The sequence below is a fragment of the Streptomyces sp. JH34 genome (assembly GCF_029428875.1).
Taxonomy (GTDB): domain Bacteria; phylum Actinomycetota; class Actinomycetes; order Streptomycetales; family Streptomycetaceae; genus Streptomyces.
In genome coordinates, this window is record NZ_JAJSOO010000001.1 from 6,738,127 (window position 1) to 6,758,732 (window position 20,606).

Below are 20,606 nucleotides of genomic sequence, written 5' to 3' on the forward strand. Positions count from 1 at the left end.
GAGTCGGGCGGGCCGGTCCACCGTAGCGCGCGTGACGGGTGTGAGTTGACGGGGCGGCTGACGGAAAGGCCTCCTCAGGCGTGCGAGGGGGAAACCCGCGTCCCGGAGATCAGCTGCCCGTACCCGTTCTGCCCCAGTCGGGGCCGACTTCGGCCCAGGCACGGTCCAGCCGGGCGTACCGCCGTTGCATCATGCGCCATACGACGAGTCTGCGGGCCGCTTCCGTCGCACCGCCCGCGAGCAGAGCGACGCCGATACCGGCGAGCACCGCGTGCGTGTGGGCCGCGGAGATGTCCATGGGACGCATCGCCGGGTCTCCCCGGTGATCCGTCCAGACCTGGATCGGGGTGCCGGGGGCCGTTTTCGTGGAGGCCGTCGACACGGTGCCCGTCCGTGCCGTACCGTCCGGGGCGAGCCAGTCGGCGACCACCGAACGCCGCATGGAGTCCTCCGTGACGGCCGTCTCGGGGTCCTGGGCGGAGCGGGACGTGCCGGGGGCCACGCGGACCACGACGGCCGGTGTCAGACGGCGCTGCTCGTGCTGGGCCCGCACGGTCCGCCGGAGGGAATCGTCCGTGAGTGAACCGGCCTTCCAGCCGAGCACAGGTGCCGCGAGCAGCATCAGCAGCAGCGCGGCGAGCGCCACCCAGGCCTCGTGACGGTCGGTGGCCCGGCACACGGGATTGCGCCGCCACCGCCGGATTCCCAGAACCGCTCGCACAGTCATGCACCCCCTTCCCTTCCGTGATAACCCGACAGGGCGGCGAACACCTCCTCGGACGGGCGAAGAGAGAGCAACCTCACGCCGGCAACGCCCCCCACGCCCGCCGGAGTTCCGGCACCGGACGGTCCGGGAGGTCAGCCGAGGACACGCACCGGGTCCCCGACCCTGATCGCCCCCGTGCCCTCCGGGATCATGTTCTGACCGAAGAGGAGGTGCCTGCCGTCCCTGCGGTGCTCGGCGAGTGTGCGCAGCGGCTCCCTGCCCCGTTTCGCCGTCCGCTGGTCGGTGGTCGTGACAACGCACCGTCCGCACGGCTTCACGACGCGGAACGCGACCTCCCCGATCGCGATCCGCTCCCAGTCGTCCTCGGCCCAGGGCGCCGTGCCGTCCACGACCACGTTCGGACGGAACCGGTCCATCGGCAGCGGCCCCTCCTCGGGATGGTCCCCCAGGGCCACCAGCGAGTTGAGCGCGTCCAGCGAGGCGCTCGTGGTGAGGAGCAGCGGATAGCCGTCGGCGAGCGAGACCGTCTCGCCGGGCCGGCCGAACTCCGGATCGACGGGCCTGCGGTGCGACGGCGCGTCGAGATGGACGAGCCGGACCTCCGCACCGAGGCGTGCGCCGAACCAGGCGTGCGCCGCCCCCGCGGCCACCGCCACCTCGACCTTGCTCCGGTGCAGCTGAGCGACGACGGTGCCGTCCGCGACGGGTACCTCCACCACCAGCGACGGACTCCCGGGCGCGGACAGGGCCACCCCGCCACCGGGCAGGGTCTCGGCGGACAGCATCGCCATGCTGGGCTGCTGACGCTGGGTGACCACCCTGTTCTCGGCGTCGATCAGCATCCAGCGGCGGTCGCCGCCGAGTCCCCATGGCTCGACCACGGCCTCGTCGGACGCACGGGCGGCCAGTGACTTGACCGGATGGATGTACACGGCACCGAGCTCGGGCGAGGGCATGCCCTCATCCTGCCGGCCGTCACCCACGGTGTGCGGCAGCGCCCGTCAGTACCCCCGGCTCTGGTACGGCCGGTTGTACTGGTCCTCGTACGGCGACTGCACGGGAGCGGGCGCGGGCCGGGGCGACGCGGGACGCATCGCCTCGTAACCGGTGCCGGGTCGCTGGGGCTGCTGCGGCTGCTGGTAGCCGCGGGGCGCCGACGGCTGCTGCGGGATGTACGGCGCCGGGGCGTGCTGCAGCTGTGCGGGCTGCATCATCGGCGACTGCTGCATCCCGGCGCTCTGGTACTGCGGCTGCGCCGACTGCTGCGGGTAGCCGTAGGACCCGGTCTGCTGCGACGGGGCCGCGGGCAGGGCGGGCAGCGCCGACGGCAGGGCCGGCAGGTAACTGTTCCCGGTGTCGTAGGCGGCCGGGACCCGGATCGGCGCGATCTGCGGGGTCCCCCGCTCGGCTACCAGGGAGTCGTATATCGGGGTGTCGGGGAACGACGGCGCGGCGTAGTAGCCGCTGCCGTAGGTGGAGCGGGGGGAGGTCATGACACATAAGTTAAGCCCACGATGTGCTGGTTGGGGAGCCCCAATCTTGGGGTTATCCGGTTTACGCTGCTTTTGTCGGTCCGACCTGCCTGGACATGCGTGAGGCCTCTGTTGACACAGGGGGCTCCTCCTGGGCGGATCCTGATCCTCCGTCGACGGGCTCCCGCCGCCGATGCCGGTACGCGGCCGGCGTGGACCGTGTTTCCGGGGAGCGCGGGGGTGCTCGGCGGAACGGGCCGGAACCGGACCGCGCCGTGATCGTGTGAAGGGGGAGTCGCGGGGAGGATGCGGGCGGACCGTCGGCGACGCTCCCCGCGGGGCCGTGGGCCCCGGCGGTCCCGGGGATTAGGTTGGCGGCAGGCTTTCCAGCCGGCCGGACGCGTGATGGGGGCGAGCATGACGATGCAAAAGGGAACCAACGTCGGGGTGCCGGCTGAGGCCGTGCGGGTCGAACTGGGCTGGCACACCTCACCCGGGACCCCCGACGTGGACGCCTCGGCGCTCCTCCTCGTGGCGGGAAGGGTGCGCAGCGACGCGGACTTCGTCTTCTACAACCAGCCGTCGCACGGATCCGGCGCGGTGCGCCACGAGGGCAAGCGGACGGCCGGGGGAGCCGTCACGGACACCCTCGCGGTCGACCTCGCGCGGATCGAGCCGGCGATCGACCGCGTCGTGATCGCGGCCTCGGCGGACGGCGGCACCTTCGGACGGGTGGCAGGCCTCTACGTGAGGATCGTGGACCGGGCGAACGGCTCCGAGCTCGCGCGCTTCGACACGGCCGACGCGACCGTCGAGACCGCCTTCATCCTCGGCGAGCTCTACCTGCGCCAGGGCGCCTGGAAGTTCAGGGCCGTGGGGCAGGGGTACGACACCGGACTGGAGGGTCTCGCGACGGACTTCGGGATCTCCGTCGACGAGCCCCAGCAGGCGCCGCCACCCCGGCCGGCACGGATGGCTCCCCAGCCCCCCGCCCGCCCGGCCCCCTCGCCCCCACCCGCGCCCCCGGTCGTACAGGCCGTGAGACTGACCAAGGTCACGCTGACGAAGGACGCCCCTTCGGTGTCGCTGTCGAAACAGGGCGGCACGTCCGGAGCGCTGCGCGTCAATCTCAACTGGGAGGTGCGCAAGCAGTTCAAGGGCTGGGGCGCGAAGCTCGGCAGGGCCGTCGCCGTCCACGCCGACCTGGACCTCGACCTCTGCGCCCTGTACGAACTCACCGACGGGCGCAAGGGGGTCGTCCAGGCGCTCGGGAACGCCTTCGGCTCCCTCCGGCAGCCGCCCTACATCCACCTCGACGGGGACGACCGCACCGGTGCGGTCTCCACGGGCGAGAACCTCACGCTCAACCTCGACCACAAGGACCAGCTCCGCCGCGTCCTGATCTTCGTCACCATCTACGAGGGCGCCCGGAGCTTCGCCGATCTGCACGCCACGGTCACCCTGCAGCCGCAGAACGGCGCGGCGATCGACTTCTCCCTCGACGAGTGCACCGTGCCGTCCACCGTCTGCGCGCTCGCACTGATCACCAGTGACGGGCGGGACCTCACCGTGCAGCGCGAGGCCCGCTATCTCGTCCCGCAGCGAGGGGTGAGCCCCCAGCGGACCATCGACGCGGCCTACGGCTGGGGCATGAACTGGACCCCCGGGCGCAAATGATCCCCGGGCCCGCCGCCGCACCGGCGGCCGGGCTCACGATTCCGGTGCGGCCTCGGGACGGGAGTACGTACGCCCCTTCCAGGCCGCGCCGAGCCCCCGGTGGTGCCGCACGGCGGAATCCACCGTCATCAGGAGGTACAGGACGGCGGTGAAGGGCAGCAGCGGCGCAAGCCACAGCGACTGCCGGTAGTACCTGAGCATGGGCACGTAGGTCCCCGCCATCACCGTCCAGGCCGCCCCGCCCGCCACCGCGGCCACCGGATCACCCGTCAGCAGCCCGGCGCCCAACGTGACGGGCGGCGCGACATAGACCAGCCCCAGACCGAGGACCGTGCCGACCAGAAGCACCGGACTGTGCCGCAGCTGCGCGTACGCACTGCGCGCGACCATCTCCCACAGGTCGGCCAGCCGCGGATAGGGCCGCACGCTGTCGACCCGGTCGGCGAGACCCAGCCAGATACGGCCGCCGCCGCGCCGGACCGCACGCGCCAGCGACACGTCGTCGATCACCGCCTGACGGATGGACTCCGGGACACGCGCCCGCTCGGCGGCCGCGGCACGAAGCAGGACGCAGCCGCCCGCCGCCGCGGCGGTCCGCGACCCCCTCGCGTTCACCCGGCGGAACGGGTACAGCTGGCCGAAGAAGTAGACGAAGGCGGGCACGACCAGCCGCTCCCAGGTACTCGTCACCCGCAGCCTCGCCATCTGGGAGACCAGGTCGAAGCCGTCCGCGCCCTCGGCGCCCGCCGCGGCGACGAGCTCCCGCAGGCTGTCCGGCTCGTGAGCGATGTCGGCGTCCGTCAGGAGCAGGAACTCAGGCTTCCGCAGCCGGGCCAGGGCCATTCCGTGCCGCAGCGCCCAGAGCTTTCCCGTCCACCCCGGCTCCGGTTCACCGGGCGTCACCACGGTCAGCGGCAGCCCTCCGCACCGCTCGGACAGCGCACGGGCGAGGTCCCCCGTGCCGTCGCCGCTGCAGTCGTCGACGAGGAAGATCTCCGCGTCTCCCGGATAGTCCTGGGCCAGCAGCGACGGCAGGCTCACCGGCAGCACCTCCGCCTCGTCCCTCGCGGGGACGACCACCGCCACCGAGGGCCAGCGCTCCGGATCCCCGCGCCGGGGAAGCCGCTGGTCCGTCCGCCAGAAGAACCCCTGGCCCAGCAGCAGCCACACCCACACGACCAGCGAACCAACGGCGATCCAGGCAACGGCGCTCATCCGTCGAAGTGTGCCCCACTCCGGCGGTGCCGCAAGGGCTGTCGACTATGGTGACCGGGTGAAGATCGCACTCATGGACTCGGGAATCGGCCTGCTCGCGGCAGCGGCCGCGGTACGCCGACTGCGGCCGGACGCCGATCTGGTGCTGTCCTCGGACCCCGGTTCGATGCCCTGGGGGCCGCGTACCCCCGAGGACGTGACCCGGCGTGCGCTCGCCGTGGCACAGGCCGCCGCCGCCCACCGGCCGGACGCCCTGATCGTGGCCTGCAACACCGCCTCCGTCCACGCCCTGCCCACTCTGCGGGCCGAACTGGAACCCGCCCTCCCTGTCATCGGCACGGTGCCCGCGATCAAGCCGGCCGCCGCGGGCGGGGGCCCCTTCGCCATCTGGGCGACGCCGGCGACCACCGGAAGCCCCTACCAGCGCGGGCTGATCAACGACTTCGCGCGGGCCGTGGACGTGACCGAAGTGCCCTGCCCGGGTCTCGCCGACGCCGTCGAGCACGCCGACGAGACGGCGATCGACCGAGCGGTGGCCGCAGCCGCGGCACTCACCCCGTCGCACGTCACGGACGTCGTCCTCGGCTGCACCCACTACGAACTCGTGGCCGAACGCATTCGCGCCGCCGTCGAGCGCGACCGGGCCGGACGGCCGCCGCTCGTCCTGCACGGCTCCGCCGACGCGGTCGCCGCGCAGGCGCTGCGCCGTGTCGGAGCGGTTCCCGCTCCGTCGGCCGAACCGACCGGCACCCTCACGGTCCTCCTCGCGGGGCATGTCGCCGGGCTCCCCGTACCCGCTCTGGCCTACGCCGAGGGACTGCTGCTCGGGGCCGTCAGCCCCGCGCTCTGACTCCGTGCGCACACCTGGCCGGGCCGCGCACCCCGTCCCCGCGTCGCGGAACGTGGGTACGCTGCTGGGCATGACGGACCACCCCCGTAACGCGCGGCACGGTTCGAGCCAGGCCCCGAGCACGGTCTGGACGGGACGGGCCACCAACCGCTTCCAGTGGCTGCTCGCGGCCGTGGGGGCGGCGTTCCTGGCACTCGGCATCGAACTGGCCGTCGACTCGGCGTGGGGTGGCGGATTCGCCCCCCTGCTCATGTCCGTCATCGGCTGTGTAGCCGCCGGACTCCTGATCCTCTTCGGGACGCTCGCCTTCGTGCACGTGGCCGTCAAGGTCGACGGGGACGCCCTCGAGGTGCGCTGCGGTCACGCCGGACTCCCCAGGCGCCGGATCCTGCTCACCCATGTGGTGGGCGCGGAGTTCGCCCCCAGGGTCACCCCGCGCCAGTGGGGAGGCTGGGGCTACCGCTGGCGGCCCGAGAAGGGCACGGCCGTCGTCGTGCGCCGCGGGGAGGCACTGGTGCTCCGGCTGGGGGACGGCAGGACCTTCACCGTCACGGTGGACGACGCGGAGGCAGCCGTGCGCTTCATCCGCGACCGCCTGCACCTCGCGGCCACGGGTAAGACCCCGGCCCCCTGAGACGGCGGGCCGGAGCGGCTGCCGGCCCCACAGCGGCCCACCGTAGAATCCGGCAGGTGAGCGCCACCGTCACCACCGTCGAACCGCCGCCCGCCCCCGCGCCCCGCAGCAGGAAGCTGTGGCCGCGGCTCGCCCGGCCGGCCGCAGCCGTGCTGTCCGGTGCGCTGCTCTACGCGAGCTTCCCGCCCCGGCCCCTGTGGTGGCTGGTGCTGCCGGGCTTCGCACTGCTGGGCTGGGTCCTCTCCGCGCGTAGGCTGCGCGCGGCACTGGGCCTGGGTCTCCTCGCGGGCCTCGGCTTCATGCTGCCGCTGCTCCACTGGACGGGGGAGGAGGTCGGCCCCGTCCCGTGGCTCGCGCTCGCCCTCGCCGAAGCGGTGTTCATCGCCGTCGGCTGCGTCGGCGTCGCCGCTGTCTCCCGTCTCCCGTACTGGCCGGTCTGGGCGGCTGCCGTCTGGACCCTCGACGAGGCAGTGCGTGCCCGCGTTCCCTTCGGTGGGTTCCCCTGGGGCAAGATCGCCTTCGGCCAGGCCGACAGCGCGTTCCTCCCGCTCGCCGCACTCGGCGGCACCCCGCTGCTCTCCTTCGCCGTCGTGCTGTGCGGCTTCGGGCTCCTGGAGGCGGTCCGGCAGGTCCGCCGCCACCGTGCCACGGGCGTGGTGCCGCGCTCCGCCGTCGTTGCCGCCGCCGTCACGGTGGCCGCGCCGGTCGCCGCGGCACTGGCGGCCCTCCCGCTCGTGGACGACTCGCCCGAGGACGGCACCGCCACGGTCGCCGCCGTCCAGGGCAACGTGCCGCGCCTGGGACTCGACTTCAACTCCCAGCGCCGGGCCGTCCTGGACAACCACGCGAACCGGACCGAGCAGCTCGCCCGGGACGTGAAGGCGGGGAAGGTGCCCCAGCCCGACTTCGTCCTGTGGCCGGAGAACTCCTCGGACCTCGACCCGTACCGCAACGCCGACGCCCGCGAGGCCATCGACCGGGCCGTGCGGGCCATCGGCGCCCCCACCGTCATCGGCGCCGTCCTCACCCCCGACACCGGGCCCCTGCGCAACACGCTGATCGAGTGGGACCCGAAGAGCGGCCCCGTGGACACGTACGACAAGAGGCACATCCAGCCGTTCGGCGAGTACATGCCGATGCGGTCCGTCGCACGCGTCTTCAGCAAGGACGTCGACCGCGTGCAGCGGGACTTCGGCCCGGGCGGCAAGGTCGGCGTGTTCGACCTCGCGGGCACCAAGGTCGGGCTCGTGACCTGCTACGAAGCCGCCTTCGACGACGCCGTGCGCGACACCGTCAAGGACGGCGGACAGCTGATCGCCGTACCGAGCAACAACGCGACCTTCGGACGCAGCGAGATGACCTATCAGCAGCTCGCCATGAGCCAGGTGCGGGCCGTCGAGCACGGCCGGTCCGTCGTCGTGCCCGTCACCAGCGGCGTCAGCGCGGTGATCCGGCCGGACGGCACGATCGTGGAGAAGACGAAGATGTTCACCGCTGACGCGCTGGTCGACGAGGTGCCCCTGCGGTCCTCGCTCACGCCCGCGACCCGGATGGGGGCTCTGCCGGAAGGCGTTCTGGTGCTGCTCGCCCTGGGCGGACTCGGCTGGGCCACGGCCCTGTCGGTGCGCACGCGGAAGGCGCGGAAGGCCGTGGAGGCCGCTCCCGGGGACGTGCCGGCCGCGGCGTAGGCTCCTCGCATGGGTACACCGGACTTCATCCGTGACATCAGGGCCACCGCCGGCCACCAGCTGCTCCTGCTGCCGGGAGTCACCGCGGTCGTCTTCGACGACGGGGGAAGGGTCCTGCTCGGCCGCCGGTCGGACACCGGCAAGTGGTCGGTCGTCGGCGGCATCGGTGAGCCGGGCGAGGAGCCGGCGGCGACCGCGGAGCGCGAGGTGTACGAGGAGACGGCGGTGCGCTGCGTCGCCGAGCGGGTCGTGCTCACGCAGGCGCTGAAGCCGGTGCAGTACGCCAACGGTGACCGCTGCCAGTACGTCGACATCACGTTCCGCTGCCGGGCCGTCGGCGGCGAGGCCCGGGTGAACGACGACGAGTCGCTGGAAGTGGCCTGGTTCGACGTCGACGCCCTACCGCCGCTGAGCGAGTTCTCGCTCTTCCGGATCAAGCAGTCCCTCACCGACGGTCCCACCTGGTTCGCACGCACGCCGGACGCCTGACGGGCCCGGCTCCCCCGGAACGCGGTGGAGGCGGGCCCTTCGGGGCGGCGTCGGTTCAGACGCTCCGGGCGTCGGCGGGCGGTGTCGCGGTATCCATGGCCTGCCTCCCGGCCTCCGGCTCGATCTCCGTGAGGTCCCGGCTCCTGGTCTCCTTCGCGCAGACGATCGCCAGCACGGTGAGCAGCGAGGCGGCGATGACGTACAGCGAGATCGGCGTCGAGCTGCCGAAGTCGGCGAGGAGCGCGGTCGCGATCAGGGGAGCCGGGGCGCCCGCGGCGACCGATGAGAACTGGGCGCCGATGGACGCGCCCGAGTAGCGCATCCTGGTCGCGAACATCTCCGCGAAGAAGGCCGCCTGCGGTGCGTACATGGCACCGTGGAAGACCAGTCCGACCGTGACGGCGAGCAGCAGGCTCCCGAAGCTCCTGCCGTCGATCAGCGCGAAGAACGGGAACATCCACAGCGCCACACCGATGGCACCGACCAGATAGACGGGCCTGCGCCCCACCCGGTCGGACAACGCCCCCCACAGCGGGATCACGGCGAAGTGCACGGCGGACGCGACGAGTACGGCGTTGAGAGCCGTCTGCTTGCTCAGCTCCGCGGAGGTCGTGGCGTACACGAGGATGAACGCGGTGATCACGTAGTAGCTGATGTTCTCGGCCATCCGGGCACCCATGGCGATCAGCACGTCGCGCCAGTGATGCCGCAGGACGGCGACCAGGGGCATCTTCTCCGCCGGCGCGGCGGCCGCCTTGCGCTCTTCGGCCTGGGCCAGTGCCGCCTTGAAGACAGGCGATTCATCGACAGAGAGACGAATCCACAGCCCGAGGATCACGAGCACGCCCGAGAGGAGGAAGGGAATCCGCCACCCCCATGACTCGAAGGCGGACTCGGACAGGAGCGCGGTGAGGGCGGAGAGCACCGCTGTGGCGAGCAACTGCCCGGCGGGCGCCCCCGTCTGGGGCCACGACGCCCAGAACCCGCGCCGTTTCGCGTCGCCGTGTTCGGACACGAGCAGCACGGCACCGCCCCACTCGCCGCCGAGGGCGAACCCCTGCACCAGGCGGAGGACGGTGAGCAGGACGGGTGCGGCGGAACCGATGGTGGCGTGCGTCGGGAGGAGCCCGATGGCGAAGGTCGCGCCTCCCATCATCAGCAGGCTGAGCACCAGGAGCTTCTTGCGTCCGAGCCGGTCCCCGTAGTGACCGAACACCAGGGCCCCGACGGGGCGTGCGGCGAAGCCCACGGCGTAGGTGAGGAAGGAAAGGAGGGTGCCGACGAGCGGGTCGGACTCGGGGAAGAAGAGCTTGTTGAAGACCAGCGCGGCAGCGGAGCCGTAGAGGAAGAAGTCGTACCACTCCACCGTGGTTCCGACGAGGCTCGCCGCGACGATGCGGCGAAGGTTGGACGGGGGTGGGGGAGCGGTTGCTGGGGCGGCCATGGGTACCACTTCCGGACAGTTGGCGGGGACGTTTCCGTGTCGCCATACCGTAGGAAGGGGCAGGTCGGGGGCGTATGTGGCGGGACACCACAGTTCGGGGCGCCGGGGTGCGTGTCCCCACCATGGGGCGGCGCCGCGCGATGGACGTGCCCCCGCGGGAGGCGGTTCGGCGGGTCCAGGCCGCCCCGGCGGGTCCGGGGCGGCCTCCGTCAGGTGCTCGTCAGCGGCCGTCCTGCTCCTCGATCGCGGCCGGGCGCGTCTGGGCGGCCCGTATGCGTTCCACGTCGAGCTTGGTGCCGCGGTCGAAGCGGTAGACGCCGTTCTGCTCCTGGAACACGTCCGTCAACTGCGTGTAGCAGTAGCCGAACATGGCGGGGTCCTGGAGCAGCACACCGGTGAGGCCCTCGAAGCGCGCGTGGAACTCGTCCTCGTTCCGCACCCGTTCGCCGTATCCCCAGGAGAGCGTCCGGTCCTCACCGGACTGGGCGGCGGCGGCCTCCGGGTCCCACCAGATCCCGCCGAACTCGCTCACGAAGTACGGCTGTCCCCGGTAGGGCTGTGAGTAGGCCGCCCCGTTCTCGTAGCTGTTGACGAAGGGTTCGTCCTCGGCCAGTCCGGCCATCTGCCGGCGGAAGGCCTCCGGGTCCTGCTCGTAGCTGTGGGAGTCGTAGACGTCCGTCTCCATGACGCGGTGGGCATAGCCGGACGCGTCGATCACGGGCCGTGTGGCGTCGAAGGCCTTGGTGGCCAGGAACATCGCGCGTGTGACGTCGTCGAGCACGGTGATGCGGTCGTGCAGCTTCTGGTACGTCTCGTTGAGCGGGCACCAGCCGACGATCGAGGGGTGCGAGTAGTCGCGCTCCACGGCTTCGAGCCACTGGCTGACGAAGGAGGCGTCCGGCTGCTGGTTGTCGCCCGACGAACCGCCCGTCTCGCAGCCCCAGTCGCCGAACTCGCCCCAGACCAGATAACCGAGGCGGTCGGCGTGGTACAGGAAGCGCTCCTCGAAGACCTTCTGGTGGAGCCGGGCCCCGTTGAAGCCGGCTTCCATGGCGAGTTCGATGTCGCGGACCAGCGCCTCGTCGGTGGGTGCGGTCATCAGCCCGTCCGGGTACCAGCCCTGGTCGAGGACGAGCCGCTGGAAGAGCGGGCGCCCGTTGAGGGTGACCGCCTTGCCCCGCAGCCCGACGGCGCGCAGCCCGGCGTAGCTGTCCACAGCGTCGAGCACGGCCCCGCGCTCGTCGACGAGTTCGAGCCGGAGGTCGTAGAGGTGCGGGTCGTCCGGACCCCACTCGCGCCTCCTGTCCGCCGGGACCGGGAGGTGGAGGCGCGGCGCCAGGTCCAGGTCGGCGCGTGCCTCCGCCCTGCTCACCTCTCCGTCGTCGTCGCTCAGTACCGCGCGCACCACCTGGCCCGGACGGTTCCCGGACAACGGGAGTTCCAGGTGGAAGGCGGAGCCGGCCAGATCCGGGGTGATCCTGGGACGCCTCAGGTGCGCCTCGTGGACCGGCTCCAGCCAGACGGTCTGCCAGATGCCGGTGACACGCGTGTAGTTGCAGTCGTGGTTGGCGTACTTGACCGCCTGCTTGCCACGGGCCTGCGGACCCGAGCGGGGATCACGGGCCCGGACGGTGACGACGACGTCCTGCCCCGAGCCCGCGATGTCGCCGAGGTCGGCGGTGAACGGGGTGAAGCCGCCACGGTGGCGTGCCACCTCGGTGCCGTTCGCCCAGACCGTGGTGTCGTGGTCGACCGCCCCGAAGTGCAGCAGGACCCGGCGCCCGGCCCAGCCGGCCGGCAGCGTCAGGACGCGCCGGTACCAGACGGCTTCGAGGAAGTCGGTGTCGCCGATTCCGGACAGCTCGGACTCGGGAGGGAAGGGGACGAGTATCTGCCCGTCCAGGTCACGGGTGAGGAGACCGCGTTCGAGGCCGCTGTCCCCCCGGTCGGTCTCGAACTGCCAGGGGCCGTTCAGGTTGAGCCAGTCGCGACGGACGAACTGCGGTCGCGGGTACTCCGGGCGGGGGACGGAGTGAGTGGGCACACATGCTCCAGTGAGTCGTCGGGCCGGCGGCGAGGGGCCGGTCCCGGGTGGTGCGGAGGGGCGGAAGGGCGACGGTCAGGCGCCGCCGAGGCCGGTGGTGGCCACCGAGCTCACGATGCGGCGCTGGAAGAGGAGGAACACCACGACCAGCGGCAGCGCCGCCAGCAGAGCCGATGCCATGGCCTGGGCGTACTGGATGCCGAAGGCGTCCTTGACGGTGGCGAGCCCCACGGGGAGCGTCATCAGGCCGGGGTCGTTGGTGACGATGAACGGCCACATGAAGTTGTTCCACGCGCCGATGAACACGAAGATCGACACGGCGGCCACGATCGGCCGGGACAGCGGCAGCACGACGGACAGGAAGACCCTGACCTCGGACGCGCCGTCGAGCCGGGCGGCGTCCTCCAGCTCCCGGGGGACGCCGTCGAAGAACCTCTTGAGGATGAACACCATCATGGGCGCCACCACCTGGGGCAGGATCACCGCCGCGTAGGTGTCGACCAGGTTGAACATCAGCATCTGCTCGAACAGCGGCACGACGAGGAGCTGCGGCGGGACCATGACGGCGGCGACGGTGACGGTGAGCAGGACGCGACGGCCGCGGAAGGTGCCCCGTGAGAAGCCGTAGGCCGCGAGCGTGGAGACCGCGACGGTGATCAGGGTGACCAGTCCGGCCACGAGGAAGCTGTTGGCCGCCCACACGGTGACGTTCCCGCGCTCGAGTATCTGCTGGTAGGCCTCCAGGGTGAAGGCTCCCTTGAAGGGGGACAGTCCCGGCTCGGCGACGTCCTGCTCACTCTGGACGGAGGTGGCCACCGCCCAGACGAGCGGCAGCAGCCAGACGGCCGCCAGCACGACGAGCGCGGTGCCGGCGAGGACACGCGGCAGCCTGCCGTGGCCGAGGAGCAGGGGGGAGCCGGGCCGTTCCCGGGGCGGGAGACGCCGGGCCCGCACGGGGCTTGCGGTGATGGACAGCGGTCAGTCCTCCTGGCGGAAGAGGCGGAGCTGCGCGAGCGAGACGACGATGACGAGGGCGAAGAAGACGTACGACACGGCGGAGGCGTAGCCCAGCCGGTATCCGGTGAACCCGACGTCGTAGACGTACTCGAGGATCGGACGGGTCGAACCGTTCGGGCCGCCCTTGGTGAGGATGTAGATCTGGTCGAACACCTTCAGCGACGCGAGGATCTGGAGCATGGCGACGAGGACCGTCGTCCTCCGCAGCTGCGGGAGGGTCACGGACCACAGACGCCGCCAGGCACCCGCGCCGTCGAGCGCGGCAGCCTCGTCGAAGACCGTGGGCAGGGACTGCAGGGCGGCGAGGTAGAGCAGGAAGTTGAAGCCGACCGTCCACCAGACCGTGAGGGCGGCGACCGACCACATCGCGACGGACTCGTCGGACAGCCAGCCGACGGGTTCGAGGCCGAGCGCGCCGAGCAGTTCGTTGCCGAGGCCGACGTCCGGCTGGTACAGCCAGGTCCAGATGAGGGTCACCACCGTCACCGGCAGCAGGTAGGGCACGAAGAACGAGAGCCGCCACGCCCACTGCCCCGCGAGCCCGCTGTGCACCAGGAGTGCCATGGCGAGTGCGATCAGCACCAGGGGGACGCTGGAGGCGGCGGTGAAGAAGACGGTGTTGCCGAGACTGCTCCACACGTCCGGGTCGCCGAAGGCCTCGGCGTAGTTGTCGAGACCCACGAAGGACGTGGCGCGCAGCGCGAGGGAACTGTCGGTGAAGCTCATCCAGATGCCCTGGAGCACGGGCCACACCAGGAAGAGGGCGAAGGGGACCGCGAAGGGAAGGACGAAGAGCGGGCCCGGTCCGCGGCGGCCGGTGCCGCGCCTCGGGGACACGGCGACGGGCGGCTCGCCGGTCGGGGCGGGGGCCCCGATGGGCGTGGTGGTGGTCACGTCGGTTACTCCTTCTGCTCGGTCAGGCCACCGGATTGGGCTGCCGCAGCAGCGTGTTCGCCTCGCGGACCATCTGCCGCACCGCCTTCTCGGCGGAGGTGTTGCCCAGCAGCGCGGACTGGAGCGGCTGGCACATGCGGTTCTGGAAGTTCGAGGCGGCGCCGGCGAACCAGTTCGGCGGGTCGAGCACCGCCACCTCTCCGGCGTCGGCGTAGGAGGACTGCGGATCGAGCTTCGCGTACGCCGGTTCGGCGAGCACGGGCTGGTAGGCGGGGATGTGTCCGGCGCTCGCCCAGGTCAGGCTCTGCTTGAGGATCTCCGCGACGTAGCGGTGCGCTTCCCTGCGGCGGGCCGGGTCGGGACTGGCCTGGTGCGGCAGGACGTAGCTGTGGGAGTCGGTGTAGACGGCGGGCTTGCCGAACACCTGGGGGAAGGGCGCGGCTCCGAGCGGGATACCGGACTTCCGGAGCGTCGGGAGCTCCCACTCGCCCAGCATGGCCATGCCGCCGCGACCGCCCAGGAACCCGGCCAGGGCACTGTTGTAGTCGAGGTTGTTGGGATTCGTCCGGCCGTCGAAGAGCTGCTGCATGAACGACACGACCTGGATCGCTGCGTCGGTGTCGATCTCGGCGGGCCCACCGTCCGGCAGGGTGAAGGCGGCGCCGGTCTGCGCGTAGAGAGCGGCGAACTGCCGCCAGTTCTGTGCGGTGTCGGTGACGTGGCCGAAGAGGATGCCGGACTTGCCCGTCACCTCCGCCAGCGCCTTGCCCGCTTCCAGCATGGCCTTCGGTGAACCCATGGCGGCGAGTTCGCCCTGCGGGTCGAGGAGGCCGGCCCGGTCCGCGGCGTCCCGGTTGTAGAACACGATGAACGGGTGGACGTCCAGGGGGATGGCGTAGACGACCCCGTCGTGCTTCGTGCGTGCCCAGACGGCCGGTGTGAAGTGCTTCTCGGTGACGCCGAATTCGGCCAGGAGGTCGAGGTCGAACGGGTCCAGCAGCCCGCCCGGGGCGTATCCCGCGAGCCGTGACAGGTGCAGGACCGCCACGTCGGACGCCCGTCCACCGGCGGCCGACATGGCGAGCTTGGTGTAGTACGACGGCCCCCAGTCGAGGATCGTGCGGTCGACCTCGAAGCCGTCGGACCCCTTGGAGACGGCCCGGATCATGTCGTCCATCAGCATGCCGTCACCGCCCTGGAACAGGTCCCACACGTTCAGTGCCGAGGCGTCGGACGCGGAGGCCCGCGAGGAGCAGCCGGTCAGGGGACCCGTGGCGAGCAGCGCGCTCGCACCGGCCGCTCCGTAACGCAGCAGCCGACGGCGCCCGATGCCGGGGGCCGGGCCGGGGCCGGGCACCGCCGGCACCTCACGGGGGTGGGACGAAGAACTCATCGCGGACCTTTCGACGGCCGGACGCTCATGCCGGATCAGCGGTGGACCGCCGGCACGGACGGGTCCACCGCACACGGCAGGTGGGTGGGCCGCGCTGGCTGAAACAGTGCGGCCACCTTTTTTTACATCGATGTACATTCGCTGTAAAGAGTTCGGGCGGTACTGCTGGACGAGACCTGGACCGCCGGCACGATCCCGGCCGGGAGCCTCCGTCTGCCTCCGTCGGGCCGGGACATAGACTCGGCAACGCTCGAGGCCAGGGAGGTTGGGCGTGGCACGGCCCAGGATCAAGGACGTCGCACGGCACGCGGGGGTGTCGGAGAAGACGGTGTCCAACGTGATCAACGACTACGTCCATGTCTCCGACCGGACACGGCGTGTGGTCCGCGAGGCCATCGACCATCTCGGCTACCGCGTGAACCTGGCGGGGCGCCACCTGCGCAAGGGCCGGACGGGCATCATCGCCCTCGTCGTACCCGAGCTGGACGTGCCGTACTTCGCCGAGCTCGCCCGGCACGTCATCCGTGAGGCGGAGCGGCTCTCCCTCACGGTGCTCATCCACCAGACCGGGGCGGACCGCGAGCACGAACTGGCCGCCCTGGCCGGATTCGGCTCCGACTTCGTCGACGGGATCATCCTCAGCCCGCTCGCCCTCACCGCGGACGACGTCAGCGACCGGGCCGGGGCGCCTCCGACCGTGCTGCTCGGGGAGCTGCTGGAGGAGGGCGCCGACCACGTGGCCATCGACAACGAGAGGGCGGCGCGCGAGGCCACGGAGCATCTGATCGGCCTCGGGCGGCGGACCGTCCTCGCGGTCGGCGGCGTCGAGGCACCGGGTCTCGGGACCGCGGAGGCGCGTACCCGCGGATACCTGGCCGCTCTGGCCCGGGCGGGTATCGCCCACCGGCCGGAGGCGCTGCTCCCGGTGGACGACTTCAGGATGCCCGACGGCGCCCGGGCGGTGGCCGCGGCCCTGCGTGCCGGAGAGCGGCCCGACGCGCTGCTGTGCCTCAACGACCAGCTCGCCCTGGGTGCGTTGCGGTCCCTGTACGAATCCGGCCTCCGCGTCCCCGAGGACGTGGCGGTGATCGGTTTCGACGACGTGGAAGGGGGCCGCTTCAGCGTGCCGACGCTGAGCACCGTGGCACCCGACAAGGCGGCGGTCGCCCGGGTCGCCGTCGAGCTTCTGCACCGGCGCATCGAGGAAGCCGCGCAGGGGCCTGAGGCATCCGACGCCCGGCCCTCCGGCGTCCAGTCACCCCAGGACCGCGTGGTCTCCCACCGGCTGGTCCTGCGTGAGAGCACGGAGGGCCCCGGGTCCGGATGACGCCCGTGCCCCCGCCGCTGCCGCCCGGCCCAGAGGCAGCACCGACACGCGGTGACCGTAGGGTGAGTCCTGGTCGGCGCATCAGCGAGCGGGTACATCGGCGAGGAAGTCCATGCAGGGAGTACTCACCGGATTCGCGGTGATCGCCGTCGTCATAGGCATCGGCTACGTCCTCGGACGCCGCGGGCACCTGGGAGAGGACGGCAGGACGGTCCTGACCCGACTGGCCTTCAACGTGGCCACCCCCGCACTGCTCTTCACCACCCTCGCGAAGGCCGACCTGTCGGTCGTCTTCTCCCAGCGGCTCCTGGTCACCGCGGCCGCGACGGCCGCCGCGGCCGCCGTCTTCGTCACCGTGGGGCTCCTCCGCGGCTGGGGCACGGGACAACTCACCATCGGCGCCCTGTGCTCCAGCTACGTCAACGCCGGCAACCTCGGGATCCCGATCGCCGTCTACGTGCTGGGAGACGCCTCGCTCGTCGCCCCGGTCCTGCTGTTCCAGCAGATCGTCGTGACCCCGCTCGCCCTGACCGTGCTCGACCTGAGCAGGCCTGGCGAGCCCCGCCCCCTCCTGCAGCGCCTCACCACACCCCTCCGCAATCCGATGGCCGTCGGCTCGCTGTCGGGCGTCGCCGTCGCCGCCACCGGGTGGACCGTGCCGTCCCCCGCCCTCGAACCCCTCACCCTCATCGGCAACATGTCCGTCCCCGCGGTCCTGCTGGCCTTCGGGATCTCCCTGCGCGGCAGCGGCATACCCGCCCGCGGGGACAACCGCCCCGCGATCGTCCTGTCCGCCGTCCTCAAGACGACCGTCCAGCCCTTCGTCGCCTGGGGCATCGGCGCGGGCGTCTTCCACCTGCACGGCGCGGCGCTCCTCGACGTCGTCGTGACCTCGGCGCTGCCCGCCGCGCAGAACCTCTACACCTACGCCTCGCAGTACCGCGTCGCCGAACAACTCGCCCGGGAATCCATCCTGCTGTCCACCCTCGGTTCGATCCCGGCCCTGGTCACCGTCGCCGCTCTCCTCGGGTAGCGCACACCGGCCACCGGCGCCGCCTGCCACGGGTCACGCGCCCCAGTCCGGAGAGTCTCCGGGCGGAGCGGCCGGCACGGTCACATCCGGCGGTGGAGCAGGAACCCGAGCAGGGCCTCGATCTCGCGCGCCGCTTCCGGGGCGAGGGGCACACTTCGCAGGCAGGCGCGGGCGCCGTCCAGATGACGACGGGCTTCGTCCAGAGTGGCCTCGCGACCCCCGCACGCCTCGACGAGTACGGCCGCGCGACGGGCGCCGGCATCGTCGAGGGGCATCGGCGCGTCCAGGAGTCCGGCGAGCTCCGCAGAGCGCGGGCCCCCACCGGCGAGGGCTGCCAGCACCGGGAAGGTCTTCTTCCGCTGCCGCAGATCGCCGTGCACGGGCTTGCCCGTGACCTCCGGGTCGCCCCAGACGCCGAGCAGGTCGTCGACGGCCTGGAAGGCCACCCCGAGGTGGCGCCCGGCGCGGTCCAGCGCCGCCACGACAGGCCTGGGCGCCCCGCCCAGGAGCCCGCCGAGCGCCGCCGCGCAGCCCAGCAGTGTGCCCGTCTTGAGCTCCGCCATGGCCCGGTACTCATCGGTCCGCACCGCGCCGGGCCCCGTCCAGGGGCGGGCCGCGAGGAGAAGGTCCTCCGCCTGGCCGCGTGCGAGGCCGCTCAGCGTCTCGGACAGGCGGCCCACGGCCGCAGCCGTGAGCGGGCCCGGTGCCTCGGCGAGGGTCTGCACCGCGAGGGCGAAGAGCGCGTCGCCCGCGAGCACGGCAGGACCGGTGCCGTACGCCTTCCACACGGTCTCCCGCTGCCTCCGCGTGCCGTCCCCGTCCATGATGTCGTCGTGCAGCAGCGAGAAGGTGTGGACCAGTTCGACGGCCACCGCCGCGGCCACCGCGCTCTCCCCCGGGGCCCCCGCGGCCTCGGCACACAGCACGGCGAGGGCCTGGCGCACGCCCTTGCCCTCGCGTGAACCGTCGGAGGGCGCACCGCCGACCTCGCACCAGCCCAGGGAGAACGCGGCCATCTCGCCCTGCCATGGATGCAGACGCCCGATCGCGTCGGACAGGGAGGGGCGCACCAGGTCACGGCAGCGGGCGAGGGTGCGGTGGGCGCCGTCCGGGACCGCCGGCGACCCGGCGCCCGAGGGCGTGGCCGCGGAGCCGGGGGCCGGGGGACCGGCGCAGACGCTCGTCGGGGAGGTCATCGCGTCACTGCCCGCTCCACGCGGCCCCCGGCATGGGGCAGCGGCCCCACCCCCAGCTCGGCCGTCGCCTTGTCGACCATGTCCCGCGCGTGCCGCAGGCCGATGCGGTCCAGATCCCGGCGCAGTTCCGCCAGTTCCACGACGGTCTCCGCCGGATTGCGCCCGAGGCGCGCCAGCGCCTTGGCGAGCCCCAGCCGTGACAGCGCGGTTCCCCTCGGCTCGTTCATCTCCCGGAACTCCGCGAGTGCCAGCGTGTAGGTGTCGCGGGCCTGCGCGTACTGCCCGGCCCGGTAGTGCACGTTGCCGCGCATCTTGTGGTTGTATGCCAGCGCGCTCGACAGCTTCATCTCACTGCAGAGGGATTCCGCCTCCGTGAGGAGCGACAGCGCACGCTCCACGTCACCGTCGCGCACGGACACCACATCGGCGATGCCGCGCAGTGCCCAGGCCCGGCCCCGCCGGTCGTCCGCCCGGCCCGCGGTCTCGGCCGCCTCCTCGAAGAGGGCGAGCGCCCTGTCGTACGAACCGGTGTTGCGGTGCATCTGGGCTATGCCCTCCAGTGCCCACACCGTGTGCCTGGCCTCGCCGCGCCTGCGGGCTTCGGCGAGCAGCTGTTCGTGCAGTTCTCCGACGGCCTGGTAGTCGCCCTGGATGCGCCCGGTCTCCGCGAGGCCGGCGAGCGAGTAGCCGCGCACCACCACATCACCGCCGCGTTCGCCCAGGTCGGCCGCGAGGCGCAGCAGCCGGTACGCCAGTGCCAGCGAGCCCCGCTGACGGGCGAGTGTCCCACCGCTCCACAGGGCCCAGGCCATCGCCCCGACGTCGGCGGCCGAACGTGCCGCGCGGTAACTCGACTTCCAGGCGGCGTCGGCCTCCGCCACCCGCCCCAGTCGCCGGCAAGCCTCCGCCACGGCGAGCCCGCAGCGAGCCATCTCCCGCTGTTCCCCGGCACGTTCGGCCGCCCGCAGTTCCTCGACGCCCTTCGCCAGTACGTCGGTGAGGGAGGAGTTCACCGACAACGAGCCGAGGGCTCCCTGGTATTCGGGAGCGAACGCCTTGTCCGTCGGTCGGTTGCGCTGATCCACCCGTGCCACCCGCTCACTGTCTCGCCTGTCTTCGACACCGTCCGGGGCGGTGCCTGTCGGCTGCCGCCCTTGATCAAGACGGTAGGGGCGAGCGGGTGTTCCACGAATCCCCCTCCTTGTGGGTTCCGGGTCATACCTGAGACCCACCGGAGGCGGCCGGAGTAGTCAGCGGGACGGACGCCGGCGTGGACGCGGAGCCGCGTTCGGGCGGTCCGCCCGCCTGCCGGAAGAGGGGTTCCAGTTCCACGGCGGGACGGCCGTCCGGATCTTCGCCCCTCGCCGGCCGCTGACGCGTGGTCACCTCTCGCGGGGCGCCGGCACTCGGCACTCGGCGCCCCGGCGCACCGCTGGTGACCGTGACTCCGGCATTCGCTACGCCGACCCGGTGTGACCGGGGTATGGTGATCAGGAAATCAAGATA

At 72.1% G+C, this 20,606-nt stretch carries 18 protein-coding genes; 7 read left to right on the forward strand and 11 right to left on the reverse strand.

Going from position 1 to position 20,606, the window contains the following annotated elements; genetic code table 11:
• Positions 1-109: 109 nt before the first annotated feature.
• The 3 genes from LWJ43_RS30295 to LWJ43_RS30305 form a co-directional block, all read right to left on the reverse strand.
• Positions 110-727 (reverse strand): Rv1733c family protein, encoded by a 618-nt coding sequence (locus tag LWJ43_RS30295; protein WP_277335356.1) that lies wholly within the window; start codon positions 725-727, stop codon positions 110-112.
• A gap of 131 nt (positions 728-858) precedes the next feature.
• The gene (locus LWJ43_RS30300; RefSeq protein WP_277335357.1) at positions 859-1,683 is read right to left on the reverse strand and encodes an MOSC domain-containing protein; all 825 of its coding nucleotides are present in this window, start codon (positions 1,681-1,683) and stop codon (positions 859-861) included.
• 45 nt (positions 1,684-1,728) lie between these two features.
• Entirely contained in the window at positions 1,729-2,220 is a 492-nt protein-coding gene (locus tag LWJ43_RS30305; RefSeq protein WP_277335358.1) for a DUF6643 family protein, read from the reverse strand.
• A gap of 384 nt (positions 2,221-2,604) precedes the next feature.
• Between LWJ43_RS30305 and LWJ43_RS30310 the strand changes: the two genes are divergently transcribed.
• Positions 2,605-3,876, forward strand: a complete 1,272-nt coding sequence (locus LWJ43_RS30310) for a TerD family protein (RefSeq protein WP_277335359.1) — start codon at positions 2,605-2,607, stop codon at positions 3,874-3,876.
• A 33-nt stretch (positions 3,877-3,909) separates the two neighbouring features.
• Here LWJ43_RS30310 and LWJ43_RS30315 read toward each other — a convergent pair whose 3' ends face one another.
• Positions 3,910-5,091, reverse strand: coding sequence for a glycosyltransferase (locus tag LWJ43_RS30315; RefSeq protein WP_277335360.1), 1,182 nt, complete (start codon positions 5,089-5,091; stop codon positions 3,910-3,912).
• A gap of 58 nt (positions 5,092-5,149) precedes the next feature.
• Between LWJ43_RS30315 and LWJ43_RS30320 the strand changes: the two genes are divergently transcribed.
• From LWJ43_RS30320 to LWJ43_RS30335, 4 genes are all read left to right on the forward strand, one after another.
• Entirely contained in the window at positions 5,150-5,941 is a 792-nt protein-coding gene (locus LWJ43_RS30320) for a glutamate racemase (RefSeq protein ID WP_277335361.1), read from the forward strand.
• Positions 5,942-6,011: 70 nt separating this feature from the next.
• Positions 6,012-6,575, forward strand: a complete 564-nt coding sequence (locus LWJ43_RS30325) for a hypothetical protein (protein WP_277335362.1) — start codon at positions 6,012-6,014, stop codon at positions 6,573-6,575.
• A gap of 56 nt (positions 6,576-6,631) precedes the next feature.
• Positions 6,632-8,263, forward strand: a complete 1,632-nt coding sequence (gene lnt, locus LWJ43_RS30330; protein ID WP_277335363.1) for an apolipoprotein N-acyltransferase — start codon at positions 6,632-6,634, stop codon at positions 8,261-8,263.
• Positions 8,264-8,272: 9 nt separating this feature from the next.
• The gene (locus LWJ43_RS30335; protein ID WP_277335364.1) at positions 8,273-8,752 is read left to right on the forward strand and encodes an NUDIX hydrolase; all 480 of its coding nucleotides are present in this window, start codon (positions 8,273-8,275) and stop codon (positions 8,750-8,752) included.
• Between the two features lie 55 nt (positions 8,753-8,807).
• Here the strand turns inward: LWJ43_RS30335 and LWJ43_RS30340 are convergent, their stop codons facing one another.
• From LWJ43_RS30340 to LWJ43_RS30360, 5 genes are all read right to left on the reverse strand, one after another.
• Entirely contained in the window at positions 8,808-10,196 is a 1,389-nt protein-coding gene (locus tag LWJ43_RS30340) for an MFS transporter (RefSeq protein ID WP_277335365.1), read from the reverse strand.
• A 220-nt stretch (positions 10,197-10,416) separates the two neighbouring features.
• Entirely contained in the window at positions 10,417-12,240 is a 1,824-nt protein-coding gene (locus LWJ43_RS30345) for a glycoside hydrolase family 2 protein (protein WP_277335366.1), read from the reverse strand.
• Positions 12,241-12,315: 75 nt separating this feature from the next.
• The gene (locus LWJ43_RS30350) at positions 12,316-13,215 is read right to left on the reverse strand and encodes a carbohydrate ABC transporter permease (RefSeq protein ID WP_277336034.1); all 900 of its coding nucleotides are present in this window, start codon (positions 13,213-13,215) and stop codon (positions 12,316-12,318) included.
• Between the two features lie 3 nt (positions 13,216-13,218).
• Positions 13,219-14,151 (reverse strand): carbohydrate ABC transporter permease, encoded by a 933-nt coding sequence (locus tag LWJ43_RS30355; protein WP_277335367.1) that lies wholly within the window; start codon positions 14,149-14,151, stop codon positions 13,219-13,221.
• Between the two features lie 22 nt (positions 14,152-14,173).
• Entirely contained in the window at positions 14,174-15,544 is a 1,371-nt protein-coding gene (locus LWJ43_RS30360; RefSeq protein ID WP_277335368.1) for an extracellular solute-binding protein, read from the reverse strand.
• 271 nt (positions 15,545-15,815) lie between these two features.
• On the opposite strand from LWJ43_RS30360, the gene LWJ43_RS30365 reads away from it, so the two are divergent.
• Complete coding sequence (locus LWJ43_RS30365) at positions 15,816-16,871, forward strand: LacI family DNA-binding transcriptional regulator (RefSeq protein ID WP_277335369.1); 1,056 nt, start codon at positions 15,816-15,818, stop codon at positions 16,869-16,871.
• A 112-nt stretch (positions 16,872-16,983) separates the two neighbouring features.
• Positions 16,984-17,904, forward strand: coding sequence for an AEC family transporter (locus LWJ43_RS30370; protein WP_277335370.1), 921 nt, complete (start codon positions 16,984-16,986; stop codon positions 17,902-17,904).
• An 80-nt stretch (positions 17,905-17,984) separates the two neighbouring features.
• Here the strand turns inward: LWJ43_RS30370 and LWJ43_RS30375 are convergent, their stop codons facing one another.
• Together LWJ43_RS30375 and LWJ43_RS30380 are read right to left on the reverse strand one after the other, a co-directional pair.
• Positions 17,985-19,100: a polyprenyl synthetase family protein gene (locus LWJ43_RS30375; RefSeq protein ID WP_277335371.1), complete on the reverse strand. Its 1,116-nt coding sequence runs from the start codon at positions 19,098-19,100 to the stop codon at positions 17,985-17,987.
• Positions 19,097-20,194 (reverse strand): tetratricopeptide repeat protein, encoded by a 1,098-nt coding sequence (locus tag LWJ43_RS30380; RefSeq protein WP_277335372.1) that lies wholly within the window; start codon positions 20,192-20,194, stop codon positions 19,097-19,099. The genes LWJ43_RS30375 and LWJ43_RS30380 overlap by 4 nt, the downstream gene beginning before the upstream one ends.
• Between the last annotated feature and the right edge of the window lie 412 nt (positions 20,195-20,606).

What these genes read in the sequence shown, in the direction of transcription:
- LWJ43_RS30295 (WP_277335356.1), bottom strand. Translation starts at nt 727, where the DNA reads ATGACTGTGCGAGCGGTTCTGGGAATCCGGCGGTGGCGGCGCAATCCC.
- LWJ43_RS30335 (WP_277335364.1), top strand. Translation starts at nt 8,273, where the DNA reads ATGGGTACACCGGACTTCATCCGTGACATCAGGGCCACCGCCGGCCAC.
- LWJ43_RS30370 (WP_277335370.1), top strand. Translation starts at nt 16,984, where the DNA reads ATGCAGGGAGTACTCACCGGATTCGCGGTGATCGCCGTCGTCATAGGC.
- LWJ43_RS30300 (WP_277335357.1), bottom strand. Translation starts at nt 1,683, where the DNA reads ATGCCCTCGCCCGAGCTCGGTGCCGTGTACATCCATCCGGTCAAGTCA.
- LWJ43_RS30305 (WP_277335358.1), bottom strand. Translation starts at nt 2,220, where the DNA reads ATGACCTCCCCCCGCTCCACCTACGGCAGCGGCTACTACGCCGCGCCG.
- LWJ43_RS30340 (WP_277335365.1), bottom strand. Translation starts at nt 10,196, where the DNA reads ATGGCCGCCCCAGCAACCGCTCCCCCACCCCCGTCCAACCTTCGCCGC.
- LWJ43_RS30310 (WP_277335359.1), top strand. Translation starts at nt 2,605, where the DNA reads ATGGGGGCGAGCATGACGATGCAAAAGGGAACCAACGTCGGGGTGCCG.
- LWJ43_RS30325 (WP_277335362.1), top strand. Translation starts at nt 6,012, where the DNA reads ATGACGGACCACCCCCGTAACGCGCGGCACGGTTCGAGCCAGGCCCCG.
- LWJ43_RS30315 (WP_277335360.1), bottom strand. Translation starts at nt 5,091, where the DNA reads ATGAGCGCCGTTGCCTGGATCGCCGTTGGTTCGCTGGTCGTGTGGGTG.
- LWJ43_RS30375 (WP_277335371.1), bottom strand. Translation starts at nt 19,100, where the DNA reads ATGACCTCCCCGACGAGCGTCTGCGCCGGTCCCCCGGCCCCCGGCTCC.
- LWJ43_RS30360 (WP_277335368.1), bottom strand. Translation starts at nt 15,544, where the DNA reads ATGAGTTCTTCGTCCCACCCCCGTGAGGTGCCGGCGGTGCCCGGCCCC.